The 26,136-nt window shown below is 40.5% G+C and carries 31 protein-coding genes; 13 read left to right on the top strand and 18 right to left on the bottom strand.

Annotated elements, in window-relative coordinates; genetic code table 11:
- Nucleotides 1–486 precede the first annotated feature (486 nt).
- Genes tilS through panC form a run of 3 tightly spaced genes read right to left on the bottom strand, consistent with a single transcriptional unit; the run spans nucleotide 487 to nucleotide 3,610 of the window.
- Nucleotides 487–1,479, bottom strand: coding sequence for a tRNA lysidine(34) synthetase TilS (tilS, locus tag G6W42_RS04475; protein WP_194173111.1), 993 nt, complete (start codon nucleotides 1,477–1,479; stop codon nucleotides 487–489).
- Complete coding sequence (gene rimO / locus G6W42_RS04470; protein WP_194173110.1) at nucleotides 1,476–2,786, bottom strand: 30S ribosomal protein S12 methylthiotransferase RimO; 1,311 nt, start codon at nucleotides 2,784–2,786, stop codon at nucleotides 1,476–1,478. The genes tilS and rimO overlap by 4 nt, the downstream gene beginning before the upstream one ends.
- 2 nt (nucleotides 2,787–2,788) lie before the next feature.
- Nucleotides 2,789–3,610: a pantoate--beta-alanine ligase gene (panC, locus tag G6W42_RS04465; RefSeq protein WP_194173109.1), complete on the bottom strand. Its 822-nt coding sequence runs from the start codon at nucleotides 3,608–3,610 to the stop codon at nucleotides 2,789–2,791.
- 119 nt (nucleotides 3,611–3,729) lie between these two features.
- On the opposite strand from panC, the gene prfB reads away from it, so the two are divergent.
- A complete protein-coding gene (prfB, locus tag G6W42_RS04460; RefSeq protein ID WP_194173108.1) occupies nucleotides 3,730–4,830 on the top strand; it encodes a peptide chain release factor 2 in 1,101 nt (366 codons plus the stop codon).
- A 72-nt stretch (nucleotides 4,831–4,902) separates the two neighbouring features.
- Nucleotides 4,903–5,139 carry a hypothetical protein gene (locus G6W42_RS04455; RefSeq protein ID WP_103570008.1) on the top strand — a complete coding sequence of 79 codons (237 nt, stop codon included), beginning with the start codon at nucleotides 4,903–4,905 and terminating at the stop codon, nucleotides 5,137–5,139.
- Nucleotides 5,140–5,235: 96 nt separating this feature from the next.
- Here the strand turns inward: G6W42_RS04455 and G6W42_RS04450 are convergent, their stop codons facing one another.
- The gene (locus G6W42_RS04450; RefSeq protein ID WP_021087954.1) at nucleotides 5,236–5,787 is read right to left on the bottom strand and encodes a tetratricopeptide repeat protein; all 552 of its coding nucleotides are present in this window, start codon (nucleotides 5,785–5,787) and stop codon (nucleotides 5,236–5,238) included.
- Between the two features lie 78 nt (nucleotides 5,788–5,865).
- On the opposite strand from G6W42_RS04450, the gene G6W42_RS04445 reads away from it, so the two are divergent.
- From G6W42_RS04445 to G6W42_RS04430, 4 genes are read left to right on the top strand one after another with little or no spacing between them, the layout of a single operon-like run.
- A complete protein-coding gene (locus G6W42_RS04445) occupies nucleotides 5,866–6,183 on the top strand; it encodes a hypothetical protein (RefSeq protein ID WP_012139947.1) in 318 nt (105 codons plus the stop codon).
- Entirely contained in the window at nucleotides 6,180–7,520 is a 1,341-nt protein-coding gene (locus G6W42_RS04440) for a dihydrolipoyl dehydrogenase family protein (RefSeq protein ID WP_194173107.1), read from the top strand. Before G6W42_RS04445 ends, G6W42_RS04440 begins: the two co-directional genes overlap by 4 nt.
- Before the next feature lie 10 nt (nucleotides 7,521–7,530).
- Nucleotides 7,531–8,190 (top strand): tetratricopeptide repeat protein, encoded by a 660-nt coding sequence (locus tag G6W42_RS04435; RefSeq protein ID WP_002941997.1) that lies wholly within the window; start codon nucleotides 7,531–7,533, stop codon nucleotides 8,188–8,190.
- 12 nt (nucleotides 8,191–8,202) lie between these two features.
- Nucleotides 8,203–8,826, top strand: coding sequence for an SEL1-like repeat protein (locus G6W42_RS04430; RefSeq protein ID WP_194173106.1), 624 nt, complete (start codon nucleotides 8,203–8,205; stop codon nucleotides 8,824–8,826).
- A gap of 44 nt (nucleotides 8,827–8,870) precedes the next feature.
- Here G6W42_RS04430 and G6W42_RS10500 read toward each other — a convergent pair whose 3' ends face one another.
- The 9 genes from G6W42_RS10500 to G6W42_RS04390 all read right to left on the bottom strand — a co-directional run bounded on the left by G6W42_RS10500 (nucleotide 8,871) and on the right by G6W42_RS04390 (nucleotide 14,217).
- Nucleotides 8,871–9,047 carry a helix-turn-helix domain-containing protein gene (locus G6W42_RS10500; RefSeq protein ID WP_346010462.1) on the bottom strand — a complete coding sequence of 59 codons (177 nt, stop codon included), beginning with the start codon at nucleotides 9,045–9,047 and terminating at the stop codon, nucleotides 8,871–8,873.
- Entirely contained in the window at nucleotides 9,044–9,184 is a 141-nt protein-coding gene (locus G6W42_RS10495) for a hypothetical protein (RefSeq protein WP_242042693.1), read from the bottom strand. Before G6W42_RS10495 ends, G6W42_RS10500 begins: the two co-directional genes overlap by 4 nt.
- Before the next feature lie 180 nt (nucleotides 9,185–9,364).
- Nucleotides 9,365–9,901 (bottom strand): hypothetical protein, encoded by a 537-nt coding sequence (locus G6W42_RS04420; RefSeq protein WP_194173105.1) that lies wholly within the window; start codon nucleotides 9,899–9,901, stop codon nucleotides 9,365–9,367.
- Nucleotides 9,894–10,415, bottom strand: coding sequence for a membrane protein (locus G6W42_RS04415; RefSeq protein ID WP_002941847.1), 522 nt, complete (start codon nucleotides 10,413–10,415; stop codon nucleotides 9,894–9,896). Before G6W42_RS04415 ends, G6W42_RS04420 begins: the two co-directional genes overlap by 8 nt.
- Complete coding sequence (locus G6W42_RS04410; protein WP_194173104.1) at nucleotides 10,412–11,416, bottom strand: hypothetical protein; 1,005 nt, start codon at nucleotides 11,414–11,416, stop codon at nucleotides 10,412–10,414. Before G6W42_RS04410 ends, G6W42_RS04415 begins: the two co-directional genes overlap by 4 nt.
- Before the next feature lie 61 nt (nucleotides 11,417–11,477).
- Entirely contained in the window at nucleotides 11,478–11,924 is a 447-nt protein-coding gene (locus G6W42_RS04405) for a hypothetical protein (protein ID WP_194173103.1), read from the bottom strand.
- Nucleotides 11,914–12,693, bottom strand: a complete 780-nt coding sequence (locus G6W42_RS04400) for a lysophospholipid acyltransferase family protein (RefSeq protein WP_194173102.1) — start codon at nucleotides 12,691–12,693, stop codon at nucleotides 11,914–11,916. Before G6W42_RS04400 ends, G6W42_RS04405 begins: the two co-directional genes overlap by 11 nt.
- Nucleotides 12,674–13,975 carry a tRNA (N6-isopentenyl adenosine(37)-C2)-methylthiotransferase MiaB gene (miaB, locus tag G6W42_RS04395; protein ID WP_194173101.1) on the bottom strand — a complete coding sequence of 434 codons (1,302 nt, stop codon included), beginning with the start codon at nucleotides 13,973–13,975 and terminating at the stop codon, nucleotides 12,674–12,676. Before miaB ends, G6W42_RS04400 begins: the two co-directional genes overlap by 20 nt.
- Entirely contained in the window at nucleotides 13,975–14,217 is a 243-nt protein-coding gene (locus tag G6W42_RS04390; RefSeq protein WP_103620655.1) for an HP0268 family nuclease, read from the bottom strand. The genes miaB and G6W42_RS04390 overlap by 1 nt, the downstream gene beginning before the upstream one ends.
- Nucleotides 14,218–14,389: 172 nt before the next feature.
- Here G6W42_RS04390 and nusA point away from each other — a divergent pair, with 172 nt between their 5' ends.
- Nucleotides 14,390–15,493: a transcription termination factor NusA gene (gene nusA, locus G6W42_RS04385; protein WP_194173100.1), complete on the top strand. Its 1,104-nt coding sequence runs from the start codon at nucleotides 14,390–14,392 to the stop codon at nucleotides 15,491–15,493.
- Entirely contained in the window at nucleotides 15,493–15,972 is a 480-nt protein-coding gene (locus tag G6W42_RS04380) for a GNAT family N-acetyltransferase (RefSeq protein ID WP_194173099.1), read from the top strand. Before nusA ends, G6W42_RS04380 begins: the two co-directional genes overlap by 1 nt.
- Nucleotides 15,973–16,020: 48 nt before the next feature.
- Here G6W42_RS04380 and G6W42_RS04375 read toward each other — a convergent pair whose 3' ends face one another.
- Entirely contained in the window at nucleotides 16,021–16,620 is a 600-nt protein-coding gene (locus G6W42_RS04375; RefSeq protein ID WP_194173098.1) for an outer membrane beta-barrel protein, read from the bottom strand.
- Nucleotides 16,621–16,780: 160 nt separating this feature from the next.
- Here G6W42_RS04375 and G6W42_RS04370 point away from each other — a divergent pair, with 160 nt between their 5' ends.
- Nucleotides 16,781–16,993, top strand: a complete 213-nt coding sequence (locus tag G6W42_RS04370; protein ID WP_002941953.1) for a transcriptional regulator — start codon at nucleotides 16,781–16,783, stop codon at nucleotides 16,991–16,993.
- A 172-nt stretch (nucleotides 16,994–17,165) separates the two neighbouring features.
- Here G6W42_RS04370 and rho read toward each other — a convergent pair whose 3' ends face one another.
- The 3 genes from rho to G6W42_RS04355 all read right to left on the bottom strand — a co-directional run bounded on the left by rho (nucleotide 17,166) and on the right by G6W42_RS04355 (nucleotide 20,152).
- Nucleotides 17,166–18,509, bottom strand: a complete 1,344-nt coding sequence (gene rho, locus G6W42_RS04365) for a transcription termination factor Rho (protein WP_002941811.1) — start codon at nucleotides 18,507–18,509, stop codon at nucleotides 17,166–17,168.
- A gap of 162 nt (nucleotides 18,510–18,671) precedes the next feature.
- Nucleotides 18,672–19,757: a pyridoxal-phosphate dependent enzyme gene (locus tag G6W42_RS04360; RefSeq protein ID WP_194173097.1), complete on the bottom strand. Its 1,086-nt coding sequence runs from the start codon at nucleotides 19,755–19,757 to the stop codon at nucleotides 18,672–18,674.
- 11 nt (nucleotides 19,758–19,768) lie between these two features.
- Complete coding sequence (locus tag G6W42_RS04355; protein WP_107797235.1) at nucleotides 19,769–20,152, bottom strand: RidA family protein; 384 nt, start codon at nucleotides 20,150–20,152, stop codon at nucleotides 19,769–19,771.
- Nucleotides 20,153–20,298: 146 nt separating this feature from the next.
- On the opposite strand from G6W42_RS04355, the gene G6W42_RS04350 reads away from it, so the two are divergent.
- From G6W42_RS04350 to ccoS, 3 genes are read left to right on the top strand one after another with little or no spacing between them, the layout of a single operon-like run.
- Nucleotides 20,299–20,919: a helix-turn-helix transcriptional regulator gene (locus tag G6W42_RS04350; RefSeq protein ID WP_194173096.1), complete on the top strand. Its 621-nt coding sequence runs from the start codon at nucleotides 20,299–20,301 to the stop codon at nucleotides 20,917–20,919.
- Nucleotides 20,916–23,294: a heavy metal translocating P-type ATPase metal-binding domain-containing protein gene (locus tag G6W42_RS04345; RefSeq protein ID WP_194173095.1), complete on the top strand. Its 2,379-nt coding sequence runs from the start codon at nucleotides 20,916–20,918 to the stop codon at nucleotides 23,292–23,294. The genes G6W42_RS04350 and G6W42_RS04345 overlap by 4 nt, the downstream gene beginning before the upstream one ends.
- Entirely contained in the window at nucleotides 23,294–23,563 is a 270-nt protein-coding gene (ccoS, locus tag G6W42_RS04340; protein WP_346010461.1) for a cbb3-type cytochrome oxidase assembly protein CcoS, read from the top strand. Before G6W42_RS04345 ends, ccoS begins: the two co-directional genes overlap by 1 nt.
- Here the strand turns inward: ccoS and G6W42_RS04335 are convergent.
- On the bottom strand, nucleotides 23,498–24,106 hold the full coding sequence (locus G6W42_RS04335; protein WP_194173094.1) for a LysE/ArgO family amino acid transporter: 609 nt from the start codon (nucleotides 24,104–24,106) through the stop codon (nucleotides 23,498–23,500). The two genes, ccoS and G6W42_RS04335, sit on opposite strands and share 66 nt — an antisense overlap.
- A gap of 117 nt (nucleotides 24,107–24,223) precedes the next feature.
- Here G6W42_RS04335 and G6W42_RS04330 point away from each other — a divergent pair, with 117 nt between their 5' ends.
- Complete coding sequence (locus tag G6W42_RS04330) at nucleotides 24,224–25,885, top strand: DNA polymerase III subunit gamma/tau (RefSeq protein WP_194173093.1); 1,662 nt, start codon at nucleotides 24,224–24,226, stop codon at nucleotides 25,883–25,885.
- The last annotated feature ends 251 nt before the right edge of the window (nucleotides 25,886–26,136 follow it).

The following is a 26,136-nucleotide window of genomic DNA, read 5'->3' as shown; positions in this document are numbered from 1 at the left end:
AAAATTTTGTTGCGTATATAAATTTATGCTCTTATTGTTTTGTTTAATGGCTTGTAGGCGATGTGATCAAATTTGCGGCTTTAGTGCCATATTTTGCTAAGGTTAGAGCTATAAATTTGACCTTAATTTTATAGCTCTTGCCACTCCAAATTTAACTTTAAAGGCAGCTACGACAAAGCAAAAAAGAGCCGGAGCAAATTTGCTGATAAAATTTCAAATTTGCACACTTGTCGCCTTAGTGTTAATATCGTAAGGGTAAAATTTAGCGCTAGAAATTTTAAATTTGCTCTTTTGTGGATTAAATTTATAGCCTTTATACTCTAAATTTAAATGCAAAAGCAGTTTATCTCAGAGATAAAAAATAGCCAAAACCAAATTCGCAGTTTTTCTCTAAATACTAATGTTTGTGGGCGCTTGCTTGAGAGTTGAAGTAAAATTTAGTTTTAGATTATCCTTTAGTAGATCAAATTTACAGACTAAAAAGCTCTATTTGCTAAAAAAATTAGAAAGATTTTCTATTTGAATGCCGTTTGTAAATAAATAGCCTCTATTTATCGCTGGGATTTTGAAAATTCTAGCTCTTTCTTTGAACTCTTTTGGCATTACGGCTTTGCAAAATGGCGTAACCAAGATGTATTCATTAGCGTAGCCAACGGCGATCTTGCCACTTAGCACCACACTTGTTTGCTTTGCTAAATTTGCACTTAGCTCATCTTTTTGAGCCTTGCTTAAAAGTACATTTAGCTCTTTTGCTGCCATATCGACGCCTCGCACCACGTTGCTATCATTTTTTACAACAAAAATTTCATCGTCTATTTTGGCTATATTTGGCAGCAAATTTTGCCTATCAGCCTCCAAAAACTCAAAGCTTTTTTTAACACCGCTAAAGTATTCGTCCAAAAACGGCTCGCTAAAATTTAACCTCACAAAGCTTCTTTTAAGCTTACCCTCCAAATTTGTCTCATCGACAAAATACTTTAAATTTCTCTCATCAAGGTAGCTTTGAAGCTCTTTTTTACGTAAATTTAAAAGCGGCCTAACGAGCCAAAAGTGCTCTCTCCTTTCAAGCTCGCTCATGCCAAAGAGCTCTTTTAGCCCAGCGCCCTTGCCAAGCTGCATCAAAAACCACTCAAATTTATCGTCAAATTGATGTGCTAAGATCAAATTTTCATAGCCAAATTTCTGACAAATTTCGCTAAAAAACTCATACCTCGCCTCGCGCGCCTTGCTTTCAAAATTTGACCCAGTTAAATTTACACTTTTTACGTAGATCTTTTTGTCAAATTTACTGGCAAGCTCCTTGGCGCTTTCAACTTCAAATTTGCTCTCTTTTCTAACGTTGTGATCGACTATGGCTAGGTCAAATTTGACCCCAGTCTCGTGTAAAATGTAAAAAAGTGCAGTGCTATCTATGCCGTGCGAGAAGGCTAGCAGGTTAGCACCTGCACTTAGCCTCTCACGCACATCTTGGCTTATCATTTTGCTTTTTTGATGATTCTTGCGACTAGCTTTTGATCGACCATCTCGCTTACTTCGCAGAGATAAAGCGAGCCGATCTCAAGCTCTTTTACGTCGCTTTCGTTGATTAAAATTTCGCCGTCTATATCTTTGTCCCAGATATCTTTTTTGGCTGCGTAAAACATCTCACCTTCGCTGCTTATGCCCTCAAGCGATGCGTAAATTTGCTTGCCAAGCTCTTTTTGCAAGCTCTCATTTATCGCTTTTTTGGTGATCTTTTCTATCTTGCTTAGCCTTTTTGAGATGATCTTAGCTGGGATTTGCTCCATTTCAAAAGAGGCTGTGTCCTCTTCTTTTGAGTAGGCAAAGGCTGAAATTCTATCAAATTTAAACTCTTCTAAAAACTCGCAAAGCTCCTCAAAATCCTCCTCGCTCTCGCCTGGATGTCCCACGATGACACCAGTTCGCAAGAATGAATTTTTGGCATTTCTCATCAAATTTAAAAGCTCTTTTATCTTTTTAGCACCACTTCCGCGCTTCATTATCTTTAGCATATTTTCGCTGATGTGCTGGATAGGCATGTCAAAGTAGTTGTGAAAGATAGGCGAAGCGATGATGCGCGAAATGAGCTCCTTGCTGGTCGTGCTTGGGTAGAGGTAAAGTATCCTGGCACTCCTTACGCCTTCTATCTTTTCTGTCTCGTCTATTAAATTTATTAGCCCGTCGCTAACGCCCTGATCGCGCATATATGAGCTTGAGTCTTGGGATAAAAAGCTAAAGTCGTAGTAGCCTTTTTTGACTAGATTTTTGACCTCATTTACGATGTTTTCAAGCGAGCGCGATTTTAGCTTGCCCTTAAATGTCGGTATCGCACAAAAGCTGCATTTTTGGTTACAGCCCTCTGAAATTTTGATGTAGGCGTGGTAGTTTGAACCAGTTATCACACGCTCTTCGTTTGCTTGCAGATAAGTCTGAGGGCTAAATAAATTTTGCTTTTTTAAGATGATCTCATCGATCTTGTCGTAGTCTGCCACGCCGGTAAAGAGATCGACCTCAGGTAGCTCTTTTATAAGCTCATCTTTGTAGCGCTGCATAAGACAGCCAGTCACCACGAGCAAAGAGCCATTTTTACGAGCTTCGTGCATCTCAAGTATAGTTTGTATGCTCTCTTCTTTGGCAGACTTGATAAATCCGCAAGTATTTACGATGATGACGTCTGCGTCGCTGATATCGTCCGTGATATCGTAGTTTTGCAAGCGTCCTAGCATGATCTCAGAATCAACTAAATTTTTATTACAACCAAGCGAGACTAGATGAAGTTTTGGCATTTTTAGATCCAGATGTTGTCTATTAGCCTAGTTTTGCCTACAAAGGCGGCTACTAAGATGATGGTGTTGCCTTTTTCTATCTTTGAAATTTCGTTTAAATTTCTATCCGTAACCGCGACGTAATCAACTTTTAGTGGCTCAAGCACCTCAAGCATGCTTGCTTTGATCTCGCTTGCCTCTTCTTCGCCATTTTGGATCAAATTTTGTGCTTTATTTAGCGACCTTGAAAGCCTTAGCGCGTTGCACTTATCTTCATCGCAGATATAGACGTTTCTGCTTGAAAGCGCTAAACCGTCTGGCTCTCTAACGATATCGCAGGCAACTAGCTCGATGTTTAGAAAGAATGTCTTTATCATATTTTGCACGATAATGAGCTGCTGGGTGTCTTTTTTGCCCATATAGACGCTATTTGCACGAGTTAGGCGAAATAGCTTGTTTAGCACTCTTAAGACGCCGTCAAAGTGTCCTGGTCTAGTTTTGCCCTCTAAAATGGTCGAAAGCTTCTTTGGAGCGACGATGAGAGGCTCATCTTCAAAGTAAAGCTCTTTTTCGTTTGGGATGAAGATAGCACTAACGCCGTTTTGCTCGCAGATTTGGATGTCGCTTTGCTCTTTTCTCGGGTATTTTTCTAGGTCTTCGCCTGGTAAAAATTGAGTTGGATTGACAAAGGTTGAGACGATGCTTATCCCATTTTCACTCACACATTTTTTGATAAGGCTAACGTGTCCGTTGTGAAGTGCGCCCATTGTCGGGACAAAACCGATCTTGCCACTTGCGTTTGAGACGAATTCCTCAAGCTCTTTTATAGTTCTTATGATCTGCATATTGACTCTTTTTATCTAAATTTTAACTTGGCATTGTAACAAAAAAGGATTAAAAGGGCGTAAATTTAAAAATGTAAGCAACTTTTGGCTAAAATCGGCAAAAATTTATGGAGAAAAACTTGGATAATTACGAATACAACGAGCTTTTAAAGAAGCTACAAACAAAAGTTGAAAACATAGGCTCTATCGTAAAGCCTGACGAGATAAAGGCTAGGCTAAAAGAGATCGAGGCCATAGAGCAAGACCCTGACTTTTGGCAAGATATCGCTAAAGCTGGAGCGCTAAATAAAGAAAAGACAAAAATTTCAAACATGCTTGCTAAATTTAGTGACGCTCATCAAGCAGTTAGTGACGCAAAGGAGCTCTTTGAGTTAGCAAATTCTGAAAATGACGAGGAGACTATAAATTCTCTATTTGAAGATGCTAAAAATTTAGATGAAAAGATAGTAAATTTAGAAATTTCTATGCTTTTAAGTGGCGAAGATGACGGCAAAAACGCGATCGTATCGATACACCCAGGAGCTGGCGGCACTGAGAGCAACGACTGGGCGAGCATGCTTTATAGGATGTATCTTAGATTTTGCGAGCGTGAGGGTTTTAAGGTCGAGACTTTGGACTTTCAAGAGGGCGAAGAGGCAGGGCTAAAGGATGTGAGCTTTATCGTAAAAGGCGAAAACGCTTATGGTTACTTCAAGGCAGAAAATGGCATCCACAGACTCGTTCGAACAAGCCCATTTGATAGCGCAGGACGCCGCCACACGAGCTTTTCTAGCGTCATGGTGAGTCCCGAAGTAGATGATGATATAGAGATCGAGATCGAAGAGAAAGATCTAAAGATAGACACTTATAGAGCTAGCGGCGCAGGCGGTCAGCACGTAAATAAGACTGAATCTGCCATCCGCATCACGCACATACCAACTGGCATCGTCGTGCAGTGTCAAAACGACCGCAGTCAGCACAAAAACAGAGCCACAGCGATGAAAATGCTAAAGTCGCGCCTTTACGAGCTTGAGCTGATGAAGCAGCAAGAGGCTAGCAACAGCGTCGAAAAGAGCGAGATCGGCTGGGGTCATCAGATAAGATCATACGTGCTTTTCCCGTATCAGCAGGTAAAAGACAACCGCAGCGGCGAGGCATTTTCGCAAACTGACGCGATACTTGATGGTGATATCAAAAAGATGATAGAGGGCGTTTTGATCGCTCAAAAGGCTGAGGCGTAGGAGCTAAAATATAGCTAGCTATTAAATTTATGCGTTAAATGCTATAATCACTCAAAAATAAGAAGGAAGAGAATGCCAAAATTGGATGAAGCTAAAGAGCGCTTAGGCATGCTAAAATTTTGGCTCGGAATTTTTGTTACAATTTTGGTCGGTCTTATAAGCTGGATTTTTACCCACTATAAGGACTATGCCGACAAGCTAGAATTTTATAGTGTTTGTATGTGCGCAGCTCTTTTGTTGATTTTGATATTGCTTGGCAACGCAAAGTCTAAAAAGATATTAAAAGAGATAAAAGAGTTAAAGAAATAAAGGATAAAAATGGGAATTTTTGTATCTGTTCTTATGATAACAAGTGTGATTTTGATCGGGTATTCGGCTCTAAATTCTGTTGAGACTAATTAAGAGCTAAAATTTCATCTCTTTTAGCTTCGTGCAGGCTTCTTCTTTGCCGTGATAGCAAGCCTCGTCAAGATAAATTCTAGCTTTTTTATAGTCATTTTTGCCAAGATATATAAGCCCTAGATCGTAGCTAGCTTCGCTTGAGCCAAGGCTTGTGGCTTTTTCGTAAAAATATATCGCTTTTTCTAAATTTTTATTGACCCCAAGGCCGTATTCGTAGATGTATCCAGCGCTTCTAAGACCATCTATGTTGCCGTATCTGCCAGCTGTCTCAAACCAAAAAAGTGCCCTTAAGATATCTTTGCTAAAGCCTTTGCCGTCACGAAAACAAACGCCAGTTTGCTGCATGGCTAGGACATTGCCATCTTTTGCGTAGTCGTAAAATCTCTTGCAAGCCTTTGGGTAGTTGCCTTCGTTATATAGATAGATGGCGTCTGCTATCTGCTCTACTTCAGGATCAAGTGGTGGCTCGCTAAGACCTAAATTTTGCGAAATTTGCTCTGCCGAACAGCCCCAAAATAGCAAAATGCTAAATAGAAAAATGATAAATTTTTTCATATTTGTCCTTGAAAATTTAGGCGATTTTATCGAATTTTATCTTATAATGATCGCAAATTTTAAGCAAAAAGGAACGATATGGATCATAACGCACTTTTGACACAGCTTGGCTACAACATAGATGAAACGACCACTGAGCATATGCGTAGAATTTTAAACAACACTGACGGCCTTTTGCCAAAGAGTGTGATCGAGCTAAACGATCATCTAAAGCCACACCTTTGCTTTGTAGCGATGAGCGGGAGTGAGGATAGGTTAAAGATAAAAAACGTTGCGACCGTCAAAGAGATAAAAGAGCGTGTTGATGAGATCATCAAAAGCTGGGCAAATAAATACAAAATGGATATCAAAAAGATAAACGAAACTACATACTACATAATAGGAAAAATTAAATGAAATATGACATTGTTATTATTGGATTTGGTAAGGCTGGCAAGACGCTAGCTGTAAAGGCTGCTGCACTTGGCAAAAAAGTCGCGCTAATCGAGAGATCGCCAAAGATGTATGGAGGCACTTGCATAAACGTAGGCTGCATACCGACAAAACGTCTTATCACAGCTGCAAAAGAGGCGATATATGCAGACAATAGCGTTGAAAACGAGTATTACACGCTTAGCATCGAAAACAAAAATAAGCTAATCTCAGCTTTAAATTCTAAAAACTATGCGATGCTAAATGATAAAGAAAATATCGATGTGATCGATGGTGTTGGCTCGTTTAAAGATAAAAATAGCGTCCTAGTTACAACCTCAAACGGCGAGCAAAAAGTCGTTGAGGGCGAGTTTATCATCATAAACACTGGCTCAAAAGAGGCGTATGCGCCATTTGAGATAACAAACTCAAACGTCTTTTCAAGCAAAACTTTGCTCGATCTAAAAACTATGCCAAAGCATCTTGTCATCGTTGGCAGCGGCTTCATCGGCATCGAGTTTGCATCGATGTTTGCAAATTTTGGCTCAAAAGTGACCATCGTCGGACGCTCACCACTTCTAAAAAACGAAGATGAAGACATAGCTAAAAGCGTAAAAGATGCGCTAAACGTGCAAGGCATCGAAATTTTAGAGGGCTGCGAGATAGAGAGCCTAAAAGACAATGCGCTAAATTTCAAACAAGATGGTGAAGATAGGATCATCAAGGCTGATGCGTTCTTAGTAGCGCTTGGCAGAGTGGCAAATTTAGATGATCTAAATTTAAAAGCAGCTGGCGCCGAGCTAAACGAAAAAGGCTTTATAAAGACAAATGAGCGCCTTCAGACAAATGTGTCAAACATCTACGCAGTGGGCGATGTGCGCGGCGGAGAGCTTTTTACTTACACTAGTTTGGATGATTTTAGGATAGTTTTCTCGCAAATTTTTGGCGACAAAAAACGTACCACACAAAACAGAAGCATCCATGCAAATGTGCTATTTACAGACACTCCGCTAGCAAGAGTTGGCGTAAATGCAAAAGAAGCTAGTAAGCTTGGGCTAAATTTCAAAGAACTTAAGCTTAGCATGGCGGCAGTGCCAGGAGCAAAGGTGCTAAATCACGATGTGGGCATGTTAAAAGCGATCGTTGAAGCTAGTAGTGGCGAAATTTTGGGGGCTAGCTTTCACTGCATCTACGCAAATGAGATCATAAATGAGATCGCGATCGCTATGAATTTAAAAGCAGATGCAAATTTCTTTAAAAACCAAATTTTCACTCATCCAAGCATCAGCGAAGCCCTAAATGACTTGTTTGGACAATACTAAAAGGACAAAAATGAAAAAATATCTACTACTTTTAACTGCTCTATTTTTCACAGGCTGCTTAAATGTGATCGGCATCGGAGAGACGCCAAAGCAAGATGACTCATGGCAGCAGCCAAAGGACGAAAAGGTGGTGCAAAACAAAGAGCAAATTTCAAAAAATGCTATCGATCTTTTAACACCAAAATGTGAGAGCGGCGATGCTGAAGCTTGCAATGACTTGGGCGTAAATTTTGAGCTTATGAAAGAGTATGACAATGCTTATGCAAACTATAAAAAGGCTTGCGATGCGAAGGTGCAGCTTGCTTGCTCAAATCTTGGCACGCTCTATGAAAACGGTCTTGGTGTGAAAAAAGATCCAAAAAAAGCGGTCGAAATTTACAAAGATAGCTGCAATAGTGGCGGCGTGCAAGCTTGCTATCATCTAGGCAACGCCTACCGCAAGGGCGAGATCGTAAAACAAGACTACTATCTTGCGATGGAGGCCTATACAAACGCTTGTAACGCTGGGGATCTGCCAAGCTGCGCAAATATCGGTGCGATGTATGAGCTAGGCCTTGGCATGAACAAGGACGAAAAGAGAGCCTATGGAATTTACAAAGTCGCTTGCTTTCGCGGTCTAAACAAGGCGTGCCCGCAGATGAAAAGACTAGGCGCAAAGCTTGGCATGTAAGCAGGAAAATAAGTGAAAAAAGTTTTAAATTTCGGGCTTATCGTAGCTGCTAGCTTTATGCTAAGTGGCTGCTGGTCGTGGCAAAAGATGGTGAGCTTTGGCTTTTGGCAAAGTGATGAGGAGGCTAGGGCGGAGCGTCTTGAGCTTGAAAAAGAGAAGATGATGCAAAACTGCGAGAGCGGAAATAGCATCGACTGCAACAACCTAGCTGTAAATTTTAGCAACGAAAAGGACTTCGTGAAAGCAAAAGGCTACTACGAAAAGGCTTGCAACGCTGGGCTTGCAACTGCTTGCTCAAATTTGGGTCAAATTTATGAGCAAGGGCTAGTTGATGAGCAAAAAGATATCGAAAAGGCTCTAAAACTTTATAAACTAGCTTGCGATAGTGGCGACGGCGTTGGTTGCTACAACGAGGCAATGGGGCTAAAATCCTACATCGAAAGCGAAAATTTAAAAACTCATAAGATAGATAGAACCAAGGCTGAGGCTAGGGTGCTAAAGCTTTTGGCAAAGAGCTGCGAGCTTGAATATGCTCAGTCGTGCTTTTTACTTTCAAAACTAAGCGGCGATGAAACAAAGGCGGACGCACTTTACAAAAGAGCCTGCCAACTTGGCAAATGTGTGGATAAAAAGTAAGAATTTGTGTAGCTTAAATTTATAAAAGCTACACAAAGTTAAATTTAGTTCGATCCGCTAAGTCTATATCCCACGCCTGAGATGTTTTTGATGAGATCGGCGTCAGTTTTTGCCCTTATCTTTTTGATAGTCATTCTAGGTGCTTCGTTATTCATCGATTTTTCGCTCCAGACATAGTTTTCGATCACTTCGTAACTTACAACTTTCTCTATATTACTCACGAGCAAAAAGAAGAGTTTTGCCTCATTTTTGGCATCTGCACCTCTTTACCATTTTTGAAAAGCTGTTTGCTTGTCATATCGTATTCGTAAATTTCTTTAAATTTGATCCTACTTTCAAAAAGATCTTTTGTCGCCATTATGATCGTGATTTGAAGCTCTCTACATAGTTTTATAACCTCGCTTTGTGTGCCAGCATCTGCGCGTGTAAGAGCTTGTTTAGTCTCTTATAGCAGAGATGGCTCTAGCTTTTTATATCCAAGTATTTGCTAAGGGTGGTGTGGTTTTAAGTTTTATGCGGAGAAATTTATTAAATTTGGTTACTTAAACCCAAAAACTTTTATGTTAAAGGTTGTGTGGATCTTGTCGTTTTCGCCTTTCATGACGATAGGAAATTCGGCTTTTATGATGCTATCATAGCTGCTAAGTGCGTCTAAAAAGTCATAAAATTTCTGAGGAGTTTTAAGTGAGCTAGTGACGTTTAGGCGGTATCTAAAAAACTTTTCAGTTGCGTTATTTTCACCTTCTTCTATCTTTCTAAGGCTCACTTCGCTAAAAAACTGCGATGCAAAATTTATAAATTTATCCTTATCAAAAGCTGTATCATAAGCCAAGATGATAGCGCCATCTTTTTGTCTTGTCGCTTCAAGTGCTTTAAATTTAGCTTCAAATTCATTTTTTACCTTCGTGTATGATGAGGTTTGCGAGTAGTTTTGTCTTGAGAGGCTTTTAAATTCTTTTATGTTTGGCACGATAAAGCCAAATATCATAATAAAACAAACTATGATAAAAGCAAATATAAAAAGTAAAAGCTTTACAGGGTCGATTTTTTCTAAGCTCGTATCTTTTTTACTCATTATATCCCTCAGAATTATCAATCTTGTTTGTACTTATAAAGCCGTACCAGCCGTTTTTGCTCTGATAAAAGCTAGTGTTTGACGTGGTAAAAATCGACCTTAGCGGAGAGGCCAAAAGCTGGTTAAAGACATCTTTTGTAGGTGTTATACCGCGAATGATGAGCGAGTTTTTATCCATAAAGACCTCTTCAAGCGTGATGCTATCAGGCACAAGGTCAAAGAGGTTGTGCAAGCTTTGCTTCAGGATAGAATTTGACGTAAAAATATCATTTGCCGAGTCTATCTGCACGGCAAGCTTGGCTGAAATTTCATCCGTGGTGACTATCTTTTGGCTAAGCTCTTTTTGCTCGTTTGCTAGAAATTCTATATTTTTCTTGGTTGAGTAGTTTTTATAAACGATAAAGAAATTTGCCACCAAAAGCACCACAAAAACAAAGCCAATGAGGCTTAGCCAGAGCTTACTAAAGATAGATAGAAGCGGTCTTGGTTCTGGGGTGATGAAGCTAAATTTCATAGTGTTATCTCTTCTTGCATGATCTCATTCATGATGTGATTTGTATTGATCGGATAGCTTGATGTCTCTACAAATAGCTCTGATTGCAGGTATTGTAAAAAGGTTGCACTTGTTTTTGTGTTTTCAAAAACGATGATCTGCTCGATAAAATCACCGCCGTAGATTGGATTTTCATAAAATTCTTTCATAGCTTTTGCGATGTAGTCAAACATCTTCATATCGCGTCCAAAGATCGCCACTGATTTCTCGACATTGGTCGAAGCTGGCATGTTTAGCTCGTAGTTTAGATCTTCAAATTCTTTTGGTTTATCGTCGCTTAAGAAGTCATCCAAACTCTTAAAATCATCAAGCGCAGTTGCGCCATCTTCTTCTTTGACGATAAGATTGTCTATGTCTGTTATATCCTCTTCTTTTAGGCTTTCGATCTCTTCGTTGCCCTCTTCAGTGTCACTCATATTTAAAAATGTAGAGAGCTTCATCTGCTTGTCTTTAAATATCGCAAGCGCAAAAGAGTGCGAGTGGATGTAGAGATATAGCGTAGTTTTAGGTGAAATTCCACGCTTTAAAAGCTCGTGAAAGAGCAGGGCGATAGGCGAGTAGATAAGATCAACGCTACCTTGCCCAAAGAGGTTTTTATATCTTCTTATAGCATTTAAATTTGCATATATGCTCCAGCTATCTTGCATCACAAGGCTGGTTAAATTTTGTGTGTTGATATTAAATTTCTTGTATTCGTCAAAGTTAGCAGTAGGCAGCGCACCTTGTGAGTCGTCGTTAAAAAAGAGCGAAACATAGACGCCAAAATAGGCCTTTTCTTGCTCTTCTATGTATTTTACGACCTTTTCATCGACATTTTCGATGCTTATGTCGGTAAATTTAGCATTTATAGTTTTTGTAAGCTTGCCGTTTCTAAAGACCTGACCGTAAAATATGCACTCGTTGCCCTCGATCACGACGCTTAAGAAAAGGTTTGAAAAAAGCTTTCTGATGCTAAAAGACATAACTCTCCTAAATTTAAGTGCATTATTTTTGATATGTTAGCTAAAAAGGGATTAAATAAGTTTAAAACAGCTCATCTTTGAGCTTGACAAAAACCTCTTTTGTGCTTAGTGCTTCGCTTTTTAGGCTATCATCAAGCAAAGCAGAATTTCTTAAGCTCTCAAAATCCTCTATCATTACATCACACATCATTTTGATGCGCTCACTATCAGCCTTGCTGACGCCACTTTGGCTCATTTTTTTGATGCGCTCCACATACTCTTTGCCGTTTTTTATGTATGAGCTAAATTTGATCGCCGCCTTGCTTTGATTAAGCGTGGTGGCGGCCATTTTATTGTAAGCATCAAGATCAAGGGCTTTTTGGCTTAAATTTATAGCCTTTTCATACTCTTTGCCCTCGTAGTAAAATTTCGCTTCAAGAGCGAGCTTGTAGGAGTTGTCGCTGTAAAAAAATAGCCCAAACAAAGCTATTATAAAAATGGCAATAAAGATAGAAATTTTATTTTTCATAAATTTCATCCAAAATTTCTCTTATCTCGTCGCTGATTTGCGGATTTTTATGCGCATATTTTTTCCACCAAATTTTTAAATTTGACCTAAAGTCCTCTTTGTTTTGCTCTGCGCTCTTGCCGCCATCATTTTGTGAGGCCTGCCAAAGCTCGTTTTGTATCTTCTCTTTTGCCTCTTTTTGCTCTAAATTTGCCACGCTAAAAGGGGCTGAGAGGCTAAAATTTATAGTTGAAAATGGCTTTGGAAGTATCATCTTATCCCAGCTTTTAAACTCCCAAAACGAGTTTGCTTCGAAATTTAGAGCATAAATTTCGCAAGATGACTTTTGCGCGATCACCGTAGCTCCGTCTGCTACGCTGTGTCTTGGTCCGCGTGGGCCATCTGGTGTGATGATGACGTCGTGGCCTTGTTTTATCTCTCTTAGAGCTTCTATAAGCGCCCTTGCACCGCCTTTTGAGCTGCTGCCTCTAATGGTGCCAATGCCAAAAAATTTGATTATTTTGGTGATGAGCTCGCCATCTTTGTGGTCGCTTATTATCACCTTGCCTTGTTTTCTGTTTTGGCTGCTCCACCAGCGTCTGTAAGCAAAGCTCATAAAGCTAAGCCTGCCGTGCCAAAAGACGACGACGCAGCCATTTTGTGGTAGGAAATTTGGAGTGTAGCTCTTTTTGCAGGTTAGAAAAATGAGCCACATCAAAATGTATATGAAAAAGACGCCAACATTTAGGGCGACCTTTTCAAAGGTGCTTTTAAATTTGCAGCTCGCCATACAAAACCATTCGTTTTGGGTTTGTGATCTTTACTTTTTGCGTAGTGCCAAGAAGCTCTTCGCTGCCATCAACTTGAACTAAAAAGTTGTTAAAACTTCGCCCAGCAACGCCGCCATTTGCCCTTAGCTCTTCAAAATATACATCAAAAATTTTATCTTTTTGCGCCGCCACGATCTCGTCTAAAATTTCACTGTGGCGATTTTGCAGGCGTGTTAGCCTTTCTGAAGCTGTTTTATCATCTATTTGATTTGTAAAAGTAGCTGCTTTTGTAAGCGGACGAGGCGAATACTTAAAGCTAAAAATTTGCTCAAATCTAACTTGCTCAAGCACGTCCATCGTATCTTCAAATTCGCTATCACTCTCGCCTGGAAATGCGACGATGATGTCAGTTGAGATGCTCACATCTGGGCACATCTTTCTAAGTCTTAGTGCGCGGTCTAAAAACCACTCTTTTGTGTATCCGCGCTTCATCTCGCGCAAAACTTTGGTGTTTCCGCTTTGAAGTGGCATGTGCATAGACTTGCAAATTTTTGAGTTAGAGGTGAAAATTTCAAGAAATTTATCATCCATGTGAAGTGGGTGTGGGCTTGTAAATCTTATCCTCTCAACGCCCTCTATCTCGCTTATTTTTACTAAAAGATCGCTAAAATCGATATTTTCTTGCACACCTGAAAATCTTTTGCCGTAGTTATTGACATTTTGTCCTAGTAAAAATATCTCTTTTGCGCCGCTTTTTGCAGCCTTTTCTACCTCTTTTAGGATGAGGCTTGAAGGGATGGAAATTTCATCGCCTCTGGTGTGTGGGACGATGCAGTAGGTGCATTTTTTATCGCAGCCGATAGAGATGTTGATGTGGCTTTTATATGGTGAGCCTCTAAATTCACCAAATGCGTATTCGCTCTCGTCGTGGTTGATGTCGGTTGAGATAAATTTAGGCGTATTTACCGCCTTTGTGATCTTGCTAACATTTCTTGCGCCAAGGACAAAATCAACATAAGGTGCGCGCTTGAAAATTTCACTACCCAAATGGCTTGCAGTGCAGCCGCAAACGCCTATCTTAGCACCTCTTTTTTTGGCTTTTTCAAATGCTCCGACCTCGCTAAAGAGCTTATGAACTGGCTTTTCACGAACCGAGCAGGTATTTATAAGGATTAAATCAGCTTCTTCGATGTTTTGTGTTAAGGAGTAGTCTTCTTTTTGTGAGAGCTCGGCTATGATATGCTCGCTGTCACGAACATTCATAGCACAACCTAAAGTTTGGATAAAGAGTTTTTTACTCATTAAAGTATATGCACTTCATACATATAATCGCTATCATCAAGGCCATATTTTACGGTTCTGTGATAGACGCTTAGCCCTTTTTCTTCAAAGTGCTCGACTAAGGCGATTAGTTGTTTGTGTGTGTTTTCTTTATCAAAATAGAAAATTTTCTGACCTTCTTTATCAACGGCAGCTTCGATCTTTTCTAGTGAAATCGTTTTTGGTTTCGCGTCTAATTCGGCTCTTGCAAGTTTAAGCTCCATTTTTAATCCTTTCAAAATCTAAAATTTTAATCGGTCAATATACCCAAATCATCATAAAAAAAGGATTAAATAAAAGTTAATAACAAGCTTAAAGTTATTAAAAGTATGGCTTATGTATAATTTCAAAACTTCACGAAAAATCCCCGAAATTTATCGTCACAATGGAGAAAAAATGGAAAGAATATCAGACATTATAGAGTCAATTGCAAATGAGAAAAATTTAGATATCGAAGATGTAAAAGAGCGCGTCATAAGAGCCTTGATAAACACTGCAAAGAGGGTTTATGGAGAGAACTATGAGTATGACGTGAGCATCGATGCGAATAAAAATTTAAAGCTTTATCAAAAAATTTCAATCGTAGCAAACGATGATGAGAGGCTTGCTGAAGACAATGAGCACTTTTTAAGTTTAAAAGAGGCTAAAAAGATAGATAGTGGCGTTGAAATCGACGATGAGCTCACTTACGAGCTAAGCCTTGATAATCTTGGCAGAACAGCCGCCCAAACACTTCACAAAGAGCTTGAGTATCACATACAGCGCCTAGTTGAAGAGAAAATTTTACAAAAATATAATGAGATGAGCGGTCACATGGTTTTTGGACCAGTTGTTAGGGTAGATAACGACGAAAACACATTTATAGAGATAGACGAGCTTCGCGCTATCTTGCCACGTAAAAACCGTATAAAAGGCGAGAAATTTAAAGTAGGCGACGTGGTAAAAGCGGTCATTAGAAAAGTTTTCACAGATAAGAATTTAGGCATAAAAGTCGAGCTTTCAAGGACTTCGCCTAAATTTCTTGAGGCGCTACTAACTTCAGAAGTACCAGAGATAAAAGACGGCGGTATCATCATCCAAGGAAGTGCGAGGATCCCTGGTGAAAGAGCCAAAGTAGCGCTCATCTCGACCACTCCAAACATCGATCCAGTAGGCGCAACCGTTGGCACAAAGGGCGTTAGGATAAATGCTGTAAGTAAAGAGCTTCATGGCGAGAGTATAGATGCGATTGAGTACACCACTGAGCCAGCGATCTTGGTAGCTCGTGCTATGGCACCTGCGATCATCACATCTGTAAAGATCGAGGAAAACAAGGCGATCGTGACACTTGCGAGCGAACAAAAGAGCAAGGCGATCGGTAAAAATGGCATAAATATCCGCCTTGCAAGCATGCTAACTGGTTATGAGATCGAGCTAAATGAGCTTGGCTCAAAAACTAGCAGTGGCAGCGAAAATGGCGAAATGGTTAAAGATCTAAAAGCACTCTTTGGTGATAACTAATGAAATTTCAAATAAGAAAAGCGACCAAGAGCGATATAGACGTGATCTGCGAGCTTGTAAGAGAGCTTGCGGCTTATGAAAAGATGAGCGAACAAGTTACTTTTACAAATGAAATTTTTGCTGACTCCATCTTTAACAAAAACCACGCAAAAGCCCTTATCTGCGAGAGTGAGGGCAGGGCGATAGGATATGCTATCTATTTTTATACGTTTTCTACGTTTTTAGGGCTTGGCGGGATCTATCTTGAGGACATCTACATCAAAAAAGAGTATAGAAATCAAGGCATCGGCAAGGCATTTTTTAAATTTCTAGCTCAAATTTGCAAGGATGAAAATTTAAAGAGGCTTGAGTGGTGTTGCATAAACTGGAATGAGCCAAGCATCAAATTTTATGAAAGCATGGGCGCTAAAAACCAATCGCTTGAGTGGAGAACCTACCGCTTGGACAGCGAAAATTTAGAAAAGCTAGTAAATTTATAGTTTCTAGTAAAAGCTCAAATTTGCTTTGAAATTTGAGCTTGCTGGTAATTAAAATTTATATGTATATCCCATATAAAGACCGACGTTTGTCTCTTTTATTTTTGCATTATCATATTTTGCTATAGAGCGATATTTTGTTCTATCAGCTTTTAAACCAAACTCAACTGCATTATTTTCATTGATAGAGTATTCAGCACCGACTTTTGCTCCAAGTATCCAGCCAGTTGCGTTGCCTTTTTCAGAGCCATCATGTGTGTCAAATACATCCATTTTAAGTTTTGAAAAACCAGTATAGCCACCAAGAACTAGTTTAAGATCTTTTGCTACGCTTTGAGTGTAGTCAGCTCCGACTATAAATTTATGAGTTTTCCATTTTATTATTGTGCCATCTTCGTCGCCAAGTGACTTTTTAGCTTGAAAGTCATATATGTAAGCTCCATAAACTCTAGCTACGTCAAAGTCATAACCAGCTTTTACGCCAAGACCTGGTTGTGTTTTTTTGGCTTTTGATGTGCCATTGTCGCTTTTTGCTGTTAAATTTGAACCAAAAGAGTAGTCTCCCTCAACTCCTACAAAGGCTCCTTGCGCTAAAGCAGCGGCACTAGCTAGGCTTAAACCTAAAGCAACTTTTAAAACTACATTTTTCATTTTTACTCCTTATTTAAAAAAATGTTACGTGGCTATTTTAAATTTTCTTATATTAAATAAAGTTTAAATATTCAATGAAATTAATAAAAAACATAAAATAATTCAATTGTTTTCTTATCAGAATAAAATTTATAAAATCACTCAAAAAAAGGAGTGTAAAGTGGCTAAGATGACAAAACGTGATATGGCTTATCATTTAGACGTTGATGTCGCAACGCTTTACAACTGGCGAAAACACAAACCAAACCTTTATCGTATAGTGATGCTTGGATTTAAATTTGATGAGCTGATCGAACAGAGCAAAAAGACTTGCAACGAGCTTTGCGAATATGAAAATTTAATCAATCAAGACATAGAAAAATTTAGTAAATAGTCTTTAAAAAACCATAATCTTTTTATATATTAAGTTATTTAAAAAATGCTAGAAATTTAAAAATTATCAAATATTTTTGGCTAGAAACGCCCAAATTGCTTTTTTAAGTAAAGTAGTTGCTGTTTAGATATTAAATTTGAGCTCAAAGCAAGTGCTTCAAGCTCAGTTAAATTTACTCGTTTAGGATAGAGAGAAGCTCTTTGTTATCTTTTGTTTTTAGCATTTTTGCGTATAAGAATTTAAGCGCTTCGACGTCGTCCATAGTGGCAATCGCAGAGCGAATAGCCCAAATTTTTTGAAGCTCATCAGGCTTTTGAAGTAGCTCTTCTTTTCTGGTGCCTGATTTTAGCACGTTGATAGCTGGGTAAATTCTGCGGTCTGAGATGTTGCGATCAAGTACGATCTCGCTGTTGCCAGTGCCTTTAAACTCTTCAAATATCACTTCATCCATACGTGAGCCAGTGTCGATTAGCGCGGTTGCGATGATGGTTAGCGAGCCGCCGTGCTCGATGTTTCTAGCTGCGCCAAAGAAGCGTTTTGGCTTGTGAAGTGCGTTTGCGTCCACGCCGCCAGTTAGCACCTTGCCGCTTGGCGGGGTGACTGTATTATAAGCACGTGCTAGGCGGGTTATGCTATCAAGCAAGATGATGACATCTTTACCCATCTCAACTAGACGTTTTGCCTTTTCGATGACTAGCTCTGCCACGCGGACGTGGTTAAGTGCTGGCAGGTCAAATGTCGAGCTAAATACCTCGCCTTTTACGCAGCGCTGCATGTCGGTAACTTCTTCTGGTCTCTCATCTACTAGAAGCACCATTAGCTGGGCTTCTGGGTGGTTTTTAGCGATGCCGTGAGCTAGCTCTTTCATAAGCTCAGTTTTACCACTTCTTGGAGGTGCGACGATGAGGCCACGCTGACCCTTGCCAATAGGCGTGAAAAGGTCAAGCACACGGCCCGTTAGCTTCATCGGATCGTACTCTAAATTTAGCTTTTCAGTTGGGAAAAGTGGGGTTAGGTTGTCAAATAACGGCCTCTCTTTTGCGTCTGCTAGAGGCATATAATTTACCGCTTCGATCTTTAAAAGTGCGTAGTATTTTTCCTGATCTTTTGGCTCTCTTACTTGGCCGGTGATGATGTCGCCCACACGAAGTGCAAATTTGCGGATCTGAGAGTTTGAAACATAAGCGTCGTTTGAGCTGTCGCTTAAATTTGCATCAACAGCCCTTAAAAAGCCGTAACCCTCGTTTGTGATCTCTAAAATTCCAGTAAATAGTATAAATCCGCCTTGTTTTGTCTGGGTTTTTAGTATCTCAAATATCAAATCCTGCCTGCGAAATTCGCGTGGATTTTCGACGCCAACGCCATTTGCGATCTGCACTAGCTCATCTAAGCTAAGCGTTCTTAGCTCTTCGATCTTGTGTCCGTCGACTGGTACGTGGGTTCTTGATGCTTGATGTTTTTTTGTAGTTTTTGTGTTTTGAGCAGCACTTTGCTCGGTTTGGTTATTGTTTTCCATTTTTCCTCTTTAAATGCGGGGATAAGATTGCAGAATTCTAGGCTTCAAAAGTTTTTGAAAGTTTTGGCATTTTATAAAAATAAAACTTTGTTGTCAAGAAATGCCACAACCAAAGTCGCTAAAATAGGCAAATTTGCAGGCAAAATGACCTGCAAATTTATCTTAATGCTCGCTTTTTAGCCCAGCGCCACACATCGAGATGATGCTTTTGCCCTCAAGCTCGTGTGATTTTGCGTAGCTTGCGTAGGCTACATAGATGGCCGCTGTGGTGTGCTCGACGTAAAAACCACGGCTTGCTAGGAAATTTCTAGCTGGCTCAATATCCTCTTCTTTTATCGTGATCACCTCGCGTTCTCCTGCGTACCTGCTAGCTAATATCTCAGCGCCACGAGCAGGTTTTGCGATCGCTATGCCCTCAGCCAAAGTTGGCTCTGGCTTGATCGTACGTGGCTCGCCTGTTGCCCATAAAAATGGTGCGCACTTTTCGCTTTGAACGATGAAAATTTTAGGTAGTTGTTTTATCACTCCAGCCTCATATAGCTCATTTAGCGCGATCTCGCAACCAAATAGCAAGGTGCCGTTGCCAACTGGCAAAAAGAGATTTTCAGGGACAAAGCGAAGCTGCTCGTAAATTTCATATATATATGTTTTAGTGCCTTGGTAAAAAAGCGGGTTAAACACGTGGTTTGCGTAAAATATGCCCTCATCTTTTGCCCTTTTTCTGCAAGCATCTGCCGTCTCGTCGCGCGTGCCGTCAAAGACAACCGCCTTTGCACCGTAGTACTCAAGCATCTTTATCTTTTTCTCGCTTGTGCCCTTTGGGACGTAAATTTCACACTCTATGCCAGCTCTTGCAGCGTATGCAGCGACCGAGTTTCCAGCGTTTCCGCTGCTATCTTGCAAGATCTTTTTGATGCTATGAGTTTTGCAAAACCAAATAAGCATCACAGCACCCCTATCTTTAAACGAAAGCGTTGGCATCGCATAGTCCATTTTAAGGTAGAGCGAGTCATCAAATTTCACGCTCTTTGTTAGCCCCTCACCAAGGCTGATATCGCGCCAAAGCTCGTTTTTAATAGGGAAAAACTCGCGGTATCTAAAGAGGCTAAACTCGCGCACGTCGATCAAATTTAGATCAAATTTGGCCGGTTTAAACTCCAGATCATAAAGCCCACCGCACTCGCACGCAAATATAGGCGTCTCAAAATCTGCGCTCTTGCCGCACTTTGAGCAGATAAATTTAGGCATTTTCGCTCCTTTTAAATTTTTCTATCAAGTATCGCTGTAGCTTCGATCTCTAGCAGGCAGCCAAAGTGAAGTTTGTTTGTCGGTACTACGACGCGAGCTGGCTTGTGATCGCCAAAAAATAGTGCATACTCGTCATCTATCTCGTCCCAAAAGTCGATATCTGGCGTATAGACGCGGCACATCAAGATGTCGTTTCTTGTCGCATTTGCCAGTTTTAGCACATTATCAAGGTTTTTTAAAGCCTGCCTTGTTTGCGCTTTTAGCCCCTCTGGGATCTGCCTAGTCTCTGGGTCCATACTAAGCTGGCCTGAGATGTAGAGGATGCCGTTGTGCTCGGTTGCTAAAGAGTAGTGAGCCTTTTTCTTTTTTGAAATTTCGGTTTCGTAAATTTTCATATTTTCTCCTTAAAAATTTAAAAAATTATAGATAAAAATTTATTATTTTCACTTAAATTTCATAAATTTTCATAAAAAATTATATTTTTCTTATCGAAAATTTAAAAATATTTTGGTTAAACTTAAGCAAAAACAAAAGGCGCCTTATGCATCCTATATTAAAGGCATTTATCCCAACGGCAAATTTGATCCAAAAAAGCTCGCCATTTGCCTGCGAAGTCGTCCTGCACGATCTCTCACACCCACAGCGCTCAGTCGTTTACGTAGCTGGCGACGTCACTGGCAGAAAGGTCGGACAAAGCTTTGATCACCTTGTAAGCGAGGTCTTAAACAGCCAAAATTTCAAAGACGACTACGTGGCAAACTACTTTTTTACCAAAGATGAAAAGCTGGTAAAGTCCTCAACTGCATTTATCAGAGACGAGCACGGAGGGATCATAGGGGCGATATGCGTAAATGTCGATGCTAGCGTGGCAAAGAGCCTTTTTGAAGTGACTGGGAATTTCTTAAAGACGAGTGAAAATGAGCCAAAGAGCGAGCAAAACGACGATGTGATGCAGATCGTCTTAAATTTGATCGACAAGATCATCGCCAAAAACGAGGGCAAAAAGCTCAAAAAGGAGCAAAAGCTAGAGCTCGTGGGCTTTATGAACGAAAAGGGCATTTTTAACATAAAGGGTGCTATCGAGGTCGTGGCAAGTAAGCTAAATGTCTCAAAGATCACGATATATGGCTATTTAGACCAGCTAAAAAAGAAGCGTCCGTGAAGTGTAGGTGCTCTCACTGCAAGCAAAGCTTTAATGAAAGCGCGATGATAGAGGCCGCAAATGGTCTTAAATTTTGTTGCGTTGGCTGCAAAGGCGTCTATGAAATTTTAAATGAAAGTGGCCTTGGTGAGTTTTACGAGAGGCTTGGCAAAAACACTCTAAATCCTGCTAGTAGCGGTGCAAATGTCAAAAATTTAGTGGCAAATTTTAGCGAGCTAGTGACAAAAGAGGGCGAGTTTTCTAAAATTTCATTTCTCATTGACGGCATAACCTGCTCGGCGTGCATCTGGCTACTTGAAAAGGCGCTTTTTAGCCTGCCTGGCATCTTGGAGGTAAATATCAACTCGCTTAGCCAAAAGGCGGTCATTGTTTACGACGAGCAAGAGCTTTTGGTGGAGCAAATAATTGAGAAAATTTACGCCGTTGGCTACACTCCAAAGGCCTACGCGGCGAGCCAAAAAGAGGATGAGCTAGTCAAAAAAAGGCGAAATTTTTACGCAAAAGCGCTTGTTGGCGTCTTTGCCACGATGAATATCATGTGGCTGGCGATCGCGCAGTATGGCGGCTACTTTAGCGGCATCAGAAGCGACGTGAAGGACCTACTAAGCTTCGCGCAGTTTGTGCTGGCAACGCCTGTGCTCTTTTACACTGGCAGCGAGTTTTTCAAAGGGGCGAAAATAGCCATAAAAAACGCCTCGCCAAATATGGACCTGCTCGTCATCACGGGAGCTAGCATAACCTATATCTACTCCATTTTTGCGATGTTTACAAGAAGCGGCGAGAGCTATTTTGACTCGGTTGCGATGATCATAACCTTTGTTTTTATCGGCAAATTTTTAGAAATTTTAGGCAAGAAAAAGGCGCTTGAGACCTCAAATTTCTTAAGCGATATGTTGCTTGCAAAAGTGTGCGTTTTAGAGGACGGCAAGGACATTTTAAAAGAGCCAAAGGATGTAAATTTAGGCGAAAAGATCGTGCTAAGAGCTGGCGAGAGAGCGCTACTTGATGGTGTGGTGCTTAGCGGTGAGGCGAGCGTAGATATCTCAAGCTTAACAGGCGAGAGTCTGCCACTTTTGCTAAGCTGTGGCGGCGAGGTCAAAAGCGGCGTCGTCTGCCTAAACGGGCAGATCGTCTATGAAGCAAGGCAAATTTTTAAAAATTCCTACCTCAATCAGCTTATAAATTTACTCCAAAACGCAGAGCTAAAAAAGCCAAATATCGAGCTAGCAGTCAATAAAATCGCCTCGAAATTCTCTCTTAGCGTGCTTGCTCTAGCATTTTTTACATTTTGGTTTTGGTACTTTAAATTTAGCTTTTCAGAAGCGATCGTCACGGCTGTGAGCGTCATCGTGATCGCTTGTCCTTGCGCGCTTGCGCTCGCCACGCCAGTTAGCAGCGTTTGTGCCCTTGGGGTTGCCTTTAAAAACAAGGTGCTTTTTAAGGAGGCTAAATTTTTTGAAAGCCTTGCAAAGTGCGACGTGGCGGTCTTTGACAAGACTGGGACGCTTACAAAGGCTAAATTTGAAGTGAGCGAGTTTTTTATAAAAGAGGGTGTGAGTGTTGATAAAATTTACTCGCTTTGTCTTATCTCAAACCACCAAATAAGCGCCTCGGTAGCCGAGTTTTTAAAGCAAAAAGGCGCAAAAAAAGTTGAGCTTGAAAATGCAAATTTAAGCGTGGCAAAGGGAGTTAGCGCTGATATCTTGGGTGAGCGTTTTGTGGCTGGAAGTAGGCGCTTTTTGGCTGAAAACGGGGTGAAATTTGAAGAGAGCGAAGAAAATGTGAGCTTTTTTGTGGGCAAGCAGGGCGAGCTGGTGGCTAAATTTTACTTAAAAGATAGCATGAAGCCCGAGGCAAAGGCGCTAATAGAGGAGCTAAAGAGTGCTGGTATGAAGGTTTGTATCCTAAGTGGCGACGTGCAAAATGTGGTAAAAAACGTGGCAGATGAGCTTGGAGTGAGCGAGTTTGGAGTAGGGATGCTGCCTGATGAAAAGGCTAAATTTATAGCTGGTCTTAAGCATCAGGGCAAAAAGGTGCTGATGGTTGGAGACGGCATAAACGACGCAGCTGCACTAAGCCTTGCTCACGTGGCTATTTGCATGGGAAGTGGCGCGGCCGTGAGCTTAGAAAAAAGCGATGTGGTGCTACTTGATGATAGCCTGCAAAGCCTAGCAAAAGCGGTGAAAATTTCAAAATTTACCTATAAAACGATAAAGCAAAATTTACTCTTTTGTCTGCTTTATAACGCCCTTAGCCTGCCATTTGCTGTCTGTGGCTACGTCATGCCGCTATTTGCTGCACTTTTCATGTCGGCAAGCTCGCTAAGTGTGATACTAAACTCGCTTTTTATAGTTAGAAAATTTAAGGATAAATAGTGGATACAACGACTCTTGCGATGCTTGTTTTGGTCTCTGTTTTGATGGGGGCGGCCTTGCTTTTTGGCGTGCTTTGGGGGATAAAAAATAGGCAGTTTGAAGACTACCGCAAATTTTTAGATGGGGCAAATTTAGATGGCGAAGATGCGCTAAATGAAGCCTATGCACTCGAGCTTCGCAAAAAAGAGGCACTAAAAAAGAGGCTAGAAGCTAGCAAAAATGAGCATGAAGGCAAGGGCGAGCATGACGAGGCCGACAAAAAACTCTAAAACTTTCCATGAGATGGGCCTTGCAAAGATGGGCGCTAAAAACCTAGCCAGATAGCCAAGTGCAAAGAAAAAGCAAAACGAGGCAAGGCTAGCTCCCACGCCAAATATCAAATTTTCATCTTTAAATTTAGTCGAAACCGAGCCTATTAGTATCATCGTATCAAGATAGACATGAGGATTTAGCCAAGTAAATGCGAGCGTCAAAAGGATGTTTTTCTTTAAATTTGATCTGACATAATCGCTGCTCGTATCCATGCTAAGGTCTTTAAAAAAGCACGTGTGAAAGCTCTTTAGCGCGTAAAAAAGTAAAAATAAAAAGCCACCATATAGGGCGATTTGCTTGATGATAGAAAAATTTTGCACGAGGCTACCAAGCCCAAAAACTCCTGCAAAGATCAAGAGGGCATCGCTAATAGCGCAAATGAGGCAGATGATAAAGATATTTTCTCTTTTGATGCCCTGTTTTAGCACAAATGCGTTTTGCGCGCCAATGGCTAAAATGAGCGACAAAGAGGTGAAAAATTCAGATATAAATGCTTGCAAATTTATCCTTCTAGCTAAAGTTTGGCTTAAATTTAGCAAAATTTAACTTTATCATAACCATAAATTTATGCCTTTTTTTATAAAATCAGCAAATTAAAATTGCAAAAAGGAAAGCAGTTGCAAGCACTAGCCCTAAAATATCGACCAAAAAATTTTGACGAGCTCATCGGACAAGAAGCCGTAAGCAAGAGCCTAACCCACGCACTTGACGAAAACAGAGTGAGCCATGCTTATTTGTTTTCAGGCCTTAGGGGAAGCGGCAAGACATCTAGCGCTAGGATATTTGCAAAGGCTTTGGTCTGCGAAAAGGGGCCAACTTCTAGGCCTTGTGAGGTCTGTGCGCAGTGCGTGATGGCAAACGAGTCGCGCCACATGGACATTATCGAGATGGACGCAGCTAGCCACAGAAAGATCGACGACATAAGAGAGCTCATAGAGCAGACAAAATACGCTCCTACGGCTGCTAGATATAAAATTTTCATTATCGACGAAGTGCATATGCTAACAAAAGAGGCGTTTAATGCCCTTCTTAAAACGCTCGAAGAGCCGCCAAGCTATGTTAAATTTATCTTAGCGACCACCGATCCGCTCAAGCTTCCAACGACGGTGCTTTCAAGGACGCAGCATTTTAGATTTAAACAAATAAGCAGATATGAGATCGTAAAACATCTTGAATTTATCCTTAGCAAAGAGGGCGTGAGCTACGAGAGGGAGGCGCTTGAGATACTAGCTAGAAGTGGTGGCGGCTCGCTAAGAGATACGCTAACACTACTTGATCAAGCTATCATTTATGGCGCTGGCAATATCACAAAATCAAGCGTGGCGGAGATGCTTGGACTTCTTGATCCAAGTAGGATCGAGCAGATCATCGAACACGTCGCAAATGCCGATAAAAACGCCATTAGAGTGCTTGTGACCGAGCTTGAAACCTACGAGCCAGAGATGATCATAGATGAAATTTTGGCAAATTTAAAGCAGAGATTTTTAGAAAACGACCCAAAATTTTCACTTCTTATATATGAGAGATTTTTTAGGATTTTGGCGCAGGCAAAGTCGATGCTAAGCGTATCAAGCGACAATGGCTTTGTGCTAATGCTAATGCTTTTTATGATGATAGAGGCGCTAAATCTGCAAGATATCGATGAAGCTATAAAGCTTGCTAAGAGCGAGCCTAGCGTGGCTGTGATCGAGCCAAAAGCTGGCGTGAGTGAGCAAATTTTAGCCGTAAAAGAGGCGCCAAAGACGCCATACGAGCAGTTTGTGGCAAAAATTTATGATAGAAGCTTTGAGCTTGGAGAAATTTTTAAAAATCACATAAGTTTTAGCTTTTTAAATGAAAATGAGCTTGGCCTGGTCGTCAATGCAACTGGCGATGAGCTGGCATTTTTCAAAAAAAGCTGGGGCGTAATGCATGAAATTTTACATACAATTTTTGGTAAAAAAATAAAGATTGTAAATGCTAAGACCCAAATTTTAGCCGCAAAGCCTGAGCCTCAAACTCCGCCGCAAGAGCCTCAGGATAAATATAGCTACCTTGACAAGGAGATCGCTAAGATAAAGGCTAGGCAGCAAGACGAGCAAAAAGATGAGCCAGCAAGCAAGCCTGCTGCGCCTGAAACTAGGGTAAATACGCTATCTCAGCCGCAAAATGACTTTGCAAAAGAGCTGATGTCGCTAAGTCAGAGCAAAAGCCCAGAGGAGCTTAAAAAGCAAAGAGAAGAGGGCGTTATAAAAGAGGCAAATAGGCTCTTTGGACAGCCTGAAGTGCAAAATAGCTAGGGATTTGGCTCTTTTGTAAATTTGCTTGATTTAGCGCTTTAAATTTAGCTTTTTGGCGTAAATTTTTAAATAAAAGTAGTCAAATTTAGCTTTTTTAATAAATTTATCTGCTGTGGCAATCCTGACTAAATAAAATCTTAAATTTATATTACAAATTTAAAAGAGTTATGGCTTGTTAAATTTGAACTTTTAATGAGGCAGATAAATTTAAAATTTTGGCAAATTTACCCCTTGTTTGCAAAATCAAATTT

The sequence above is a fragment of the Campylobacter concisus genome, from assembly GCF_015230015.1.
Classification (GTDB): domain Bacteria; phylum Campylobacterota; class Campylobacteria; order Campylobacterales; family Campylobacteraceae; genus Campylobacter_A; species Campylobacter_A concisus_AF.
This window is presented reverse-complemented; position numbering and strand designations above follow the sequence as displayed.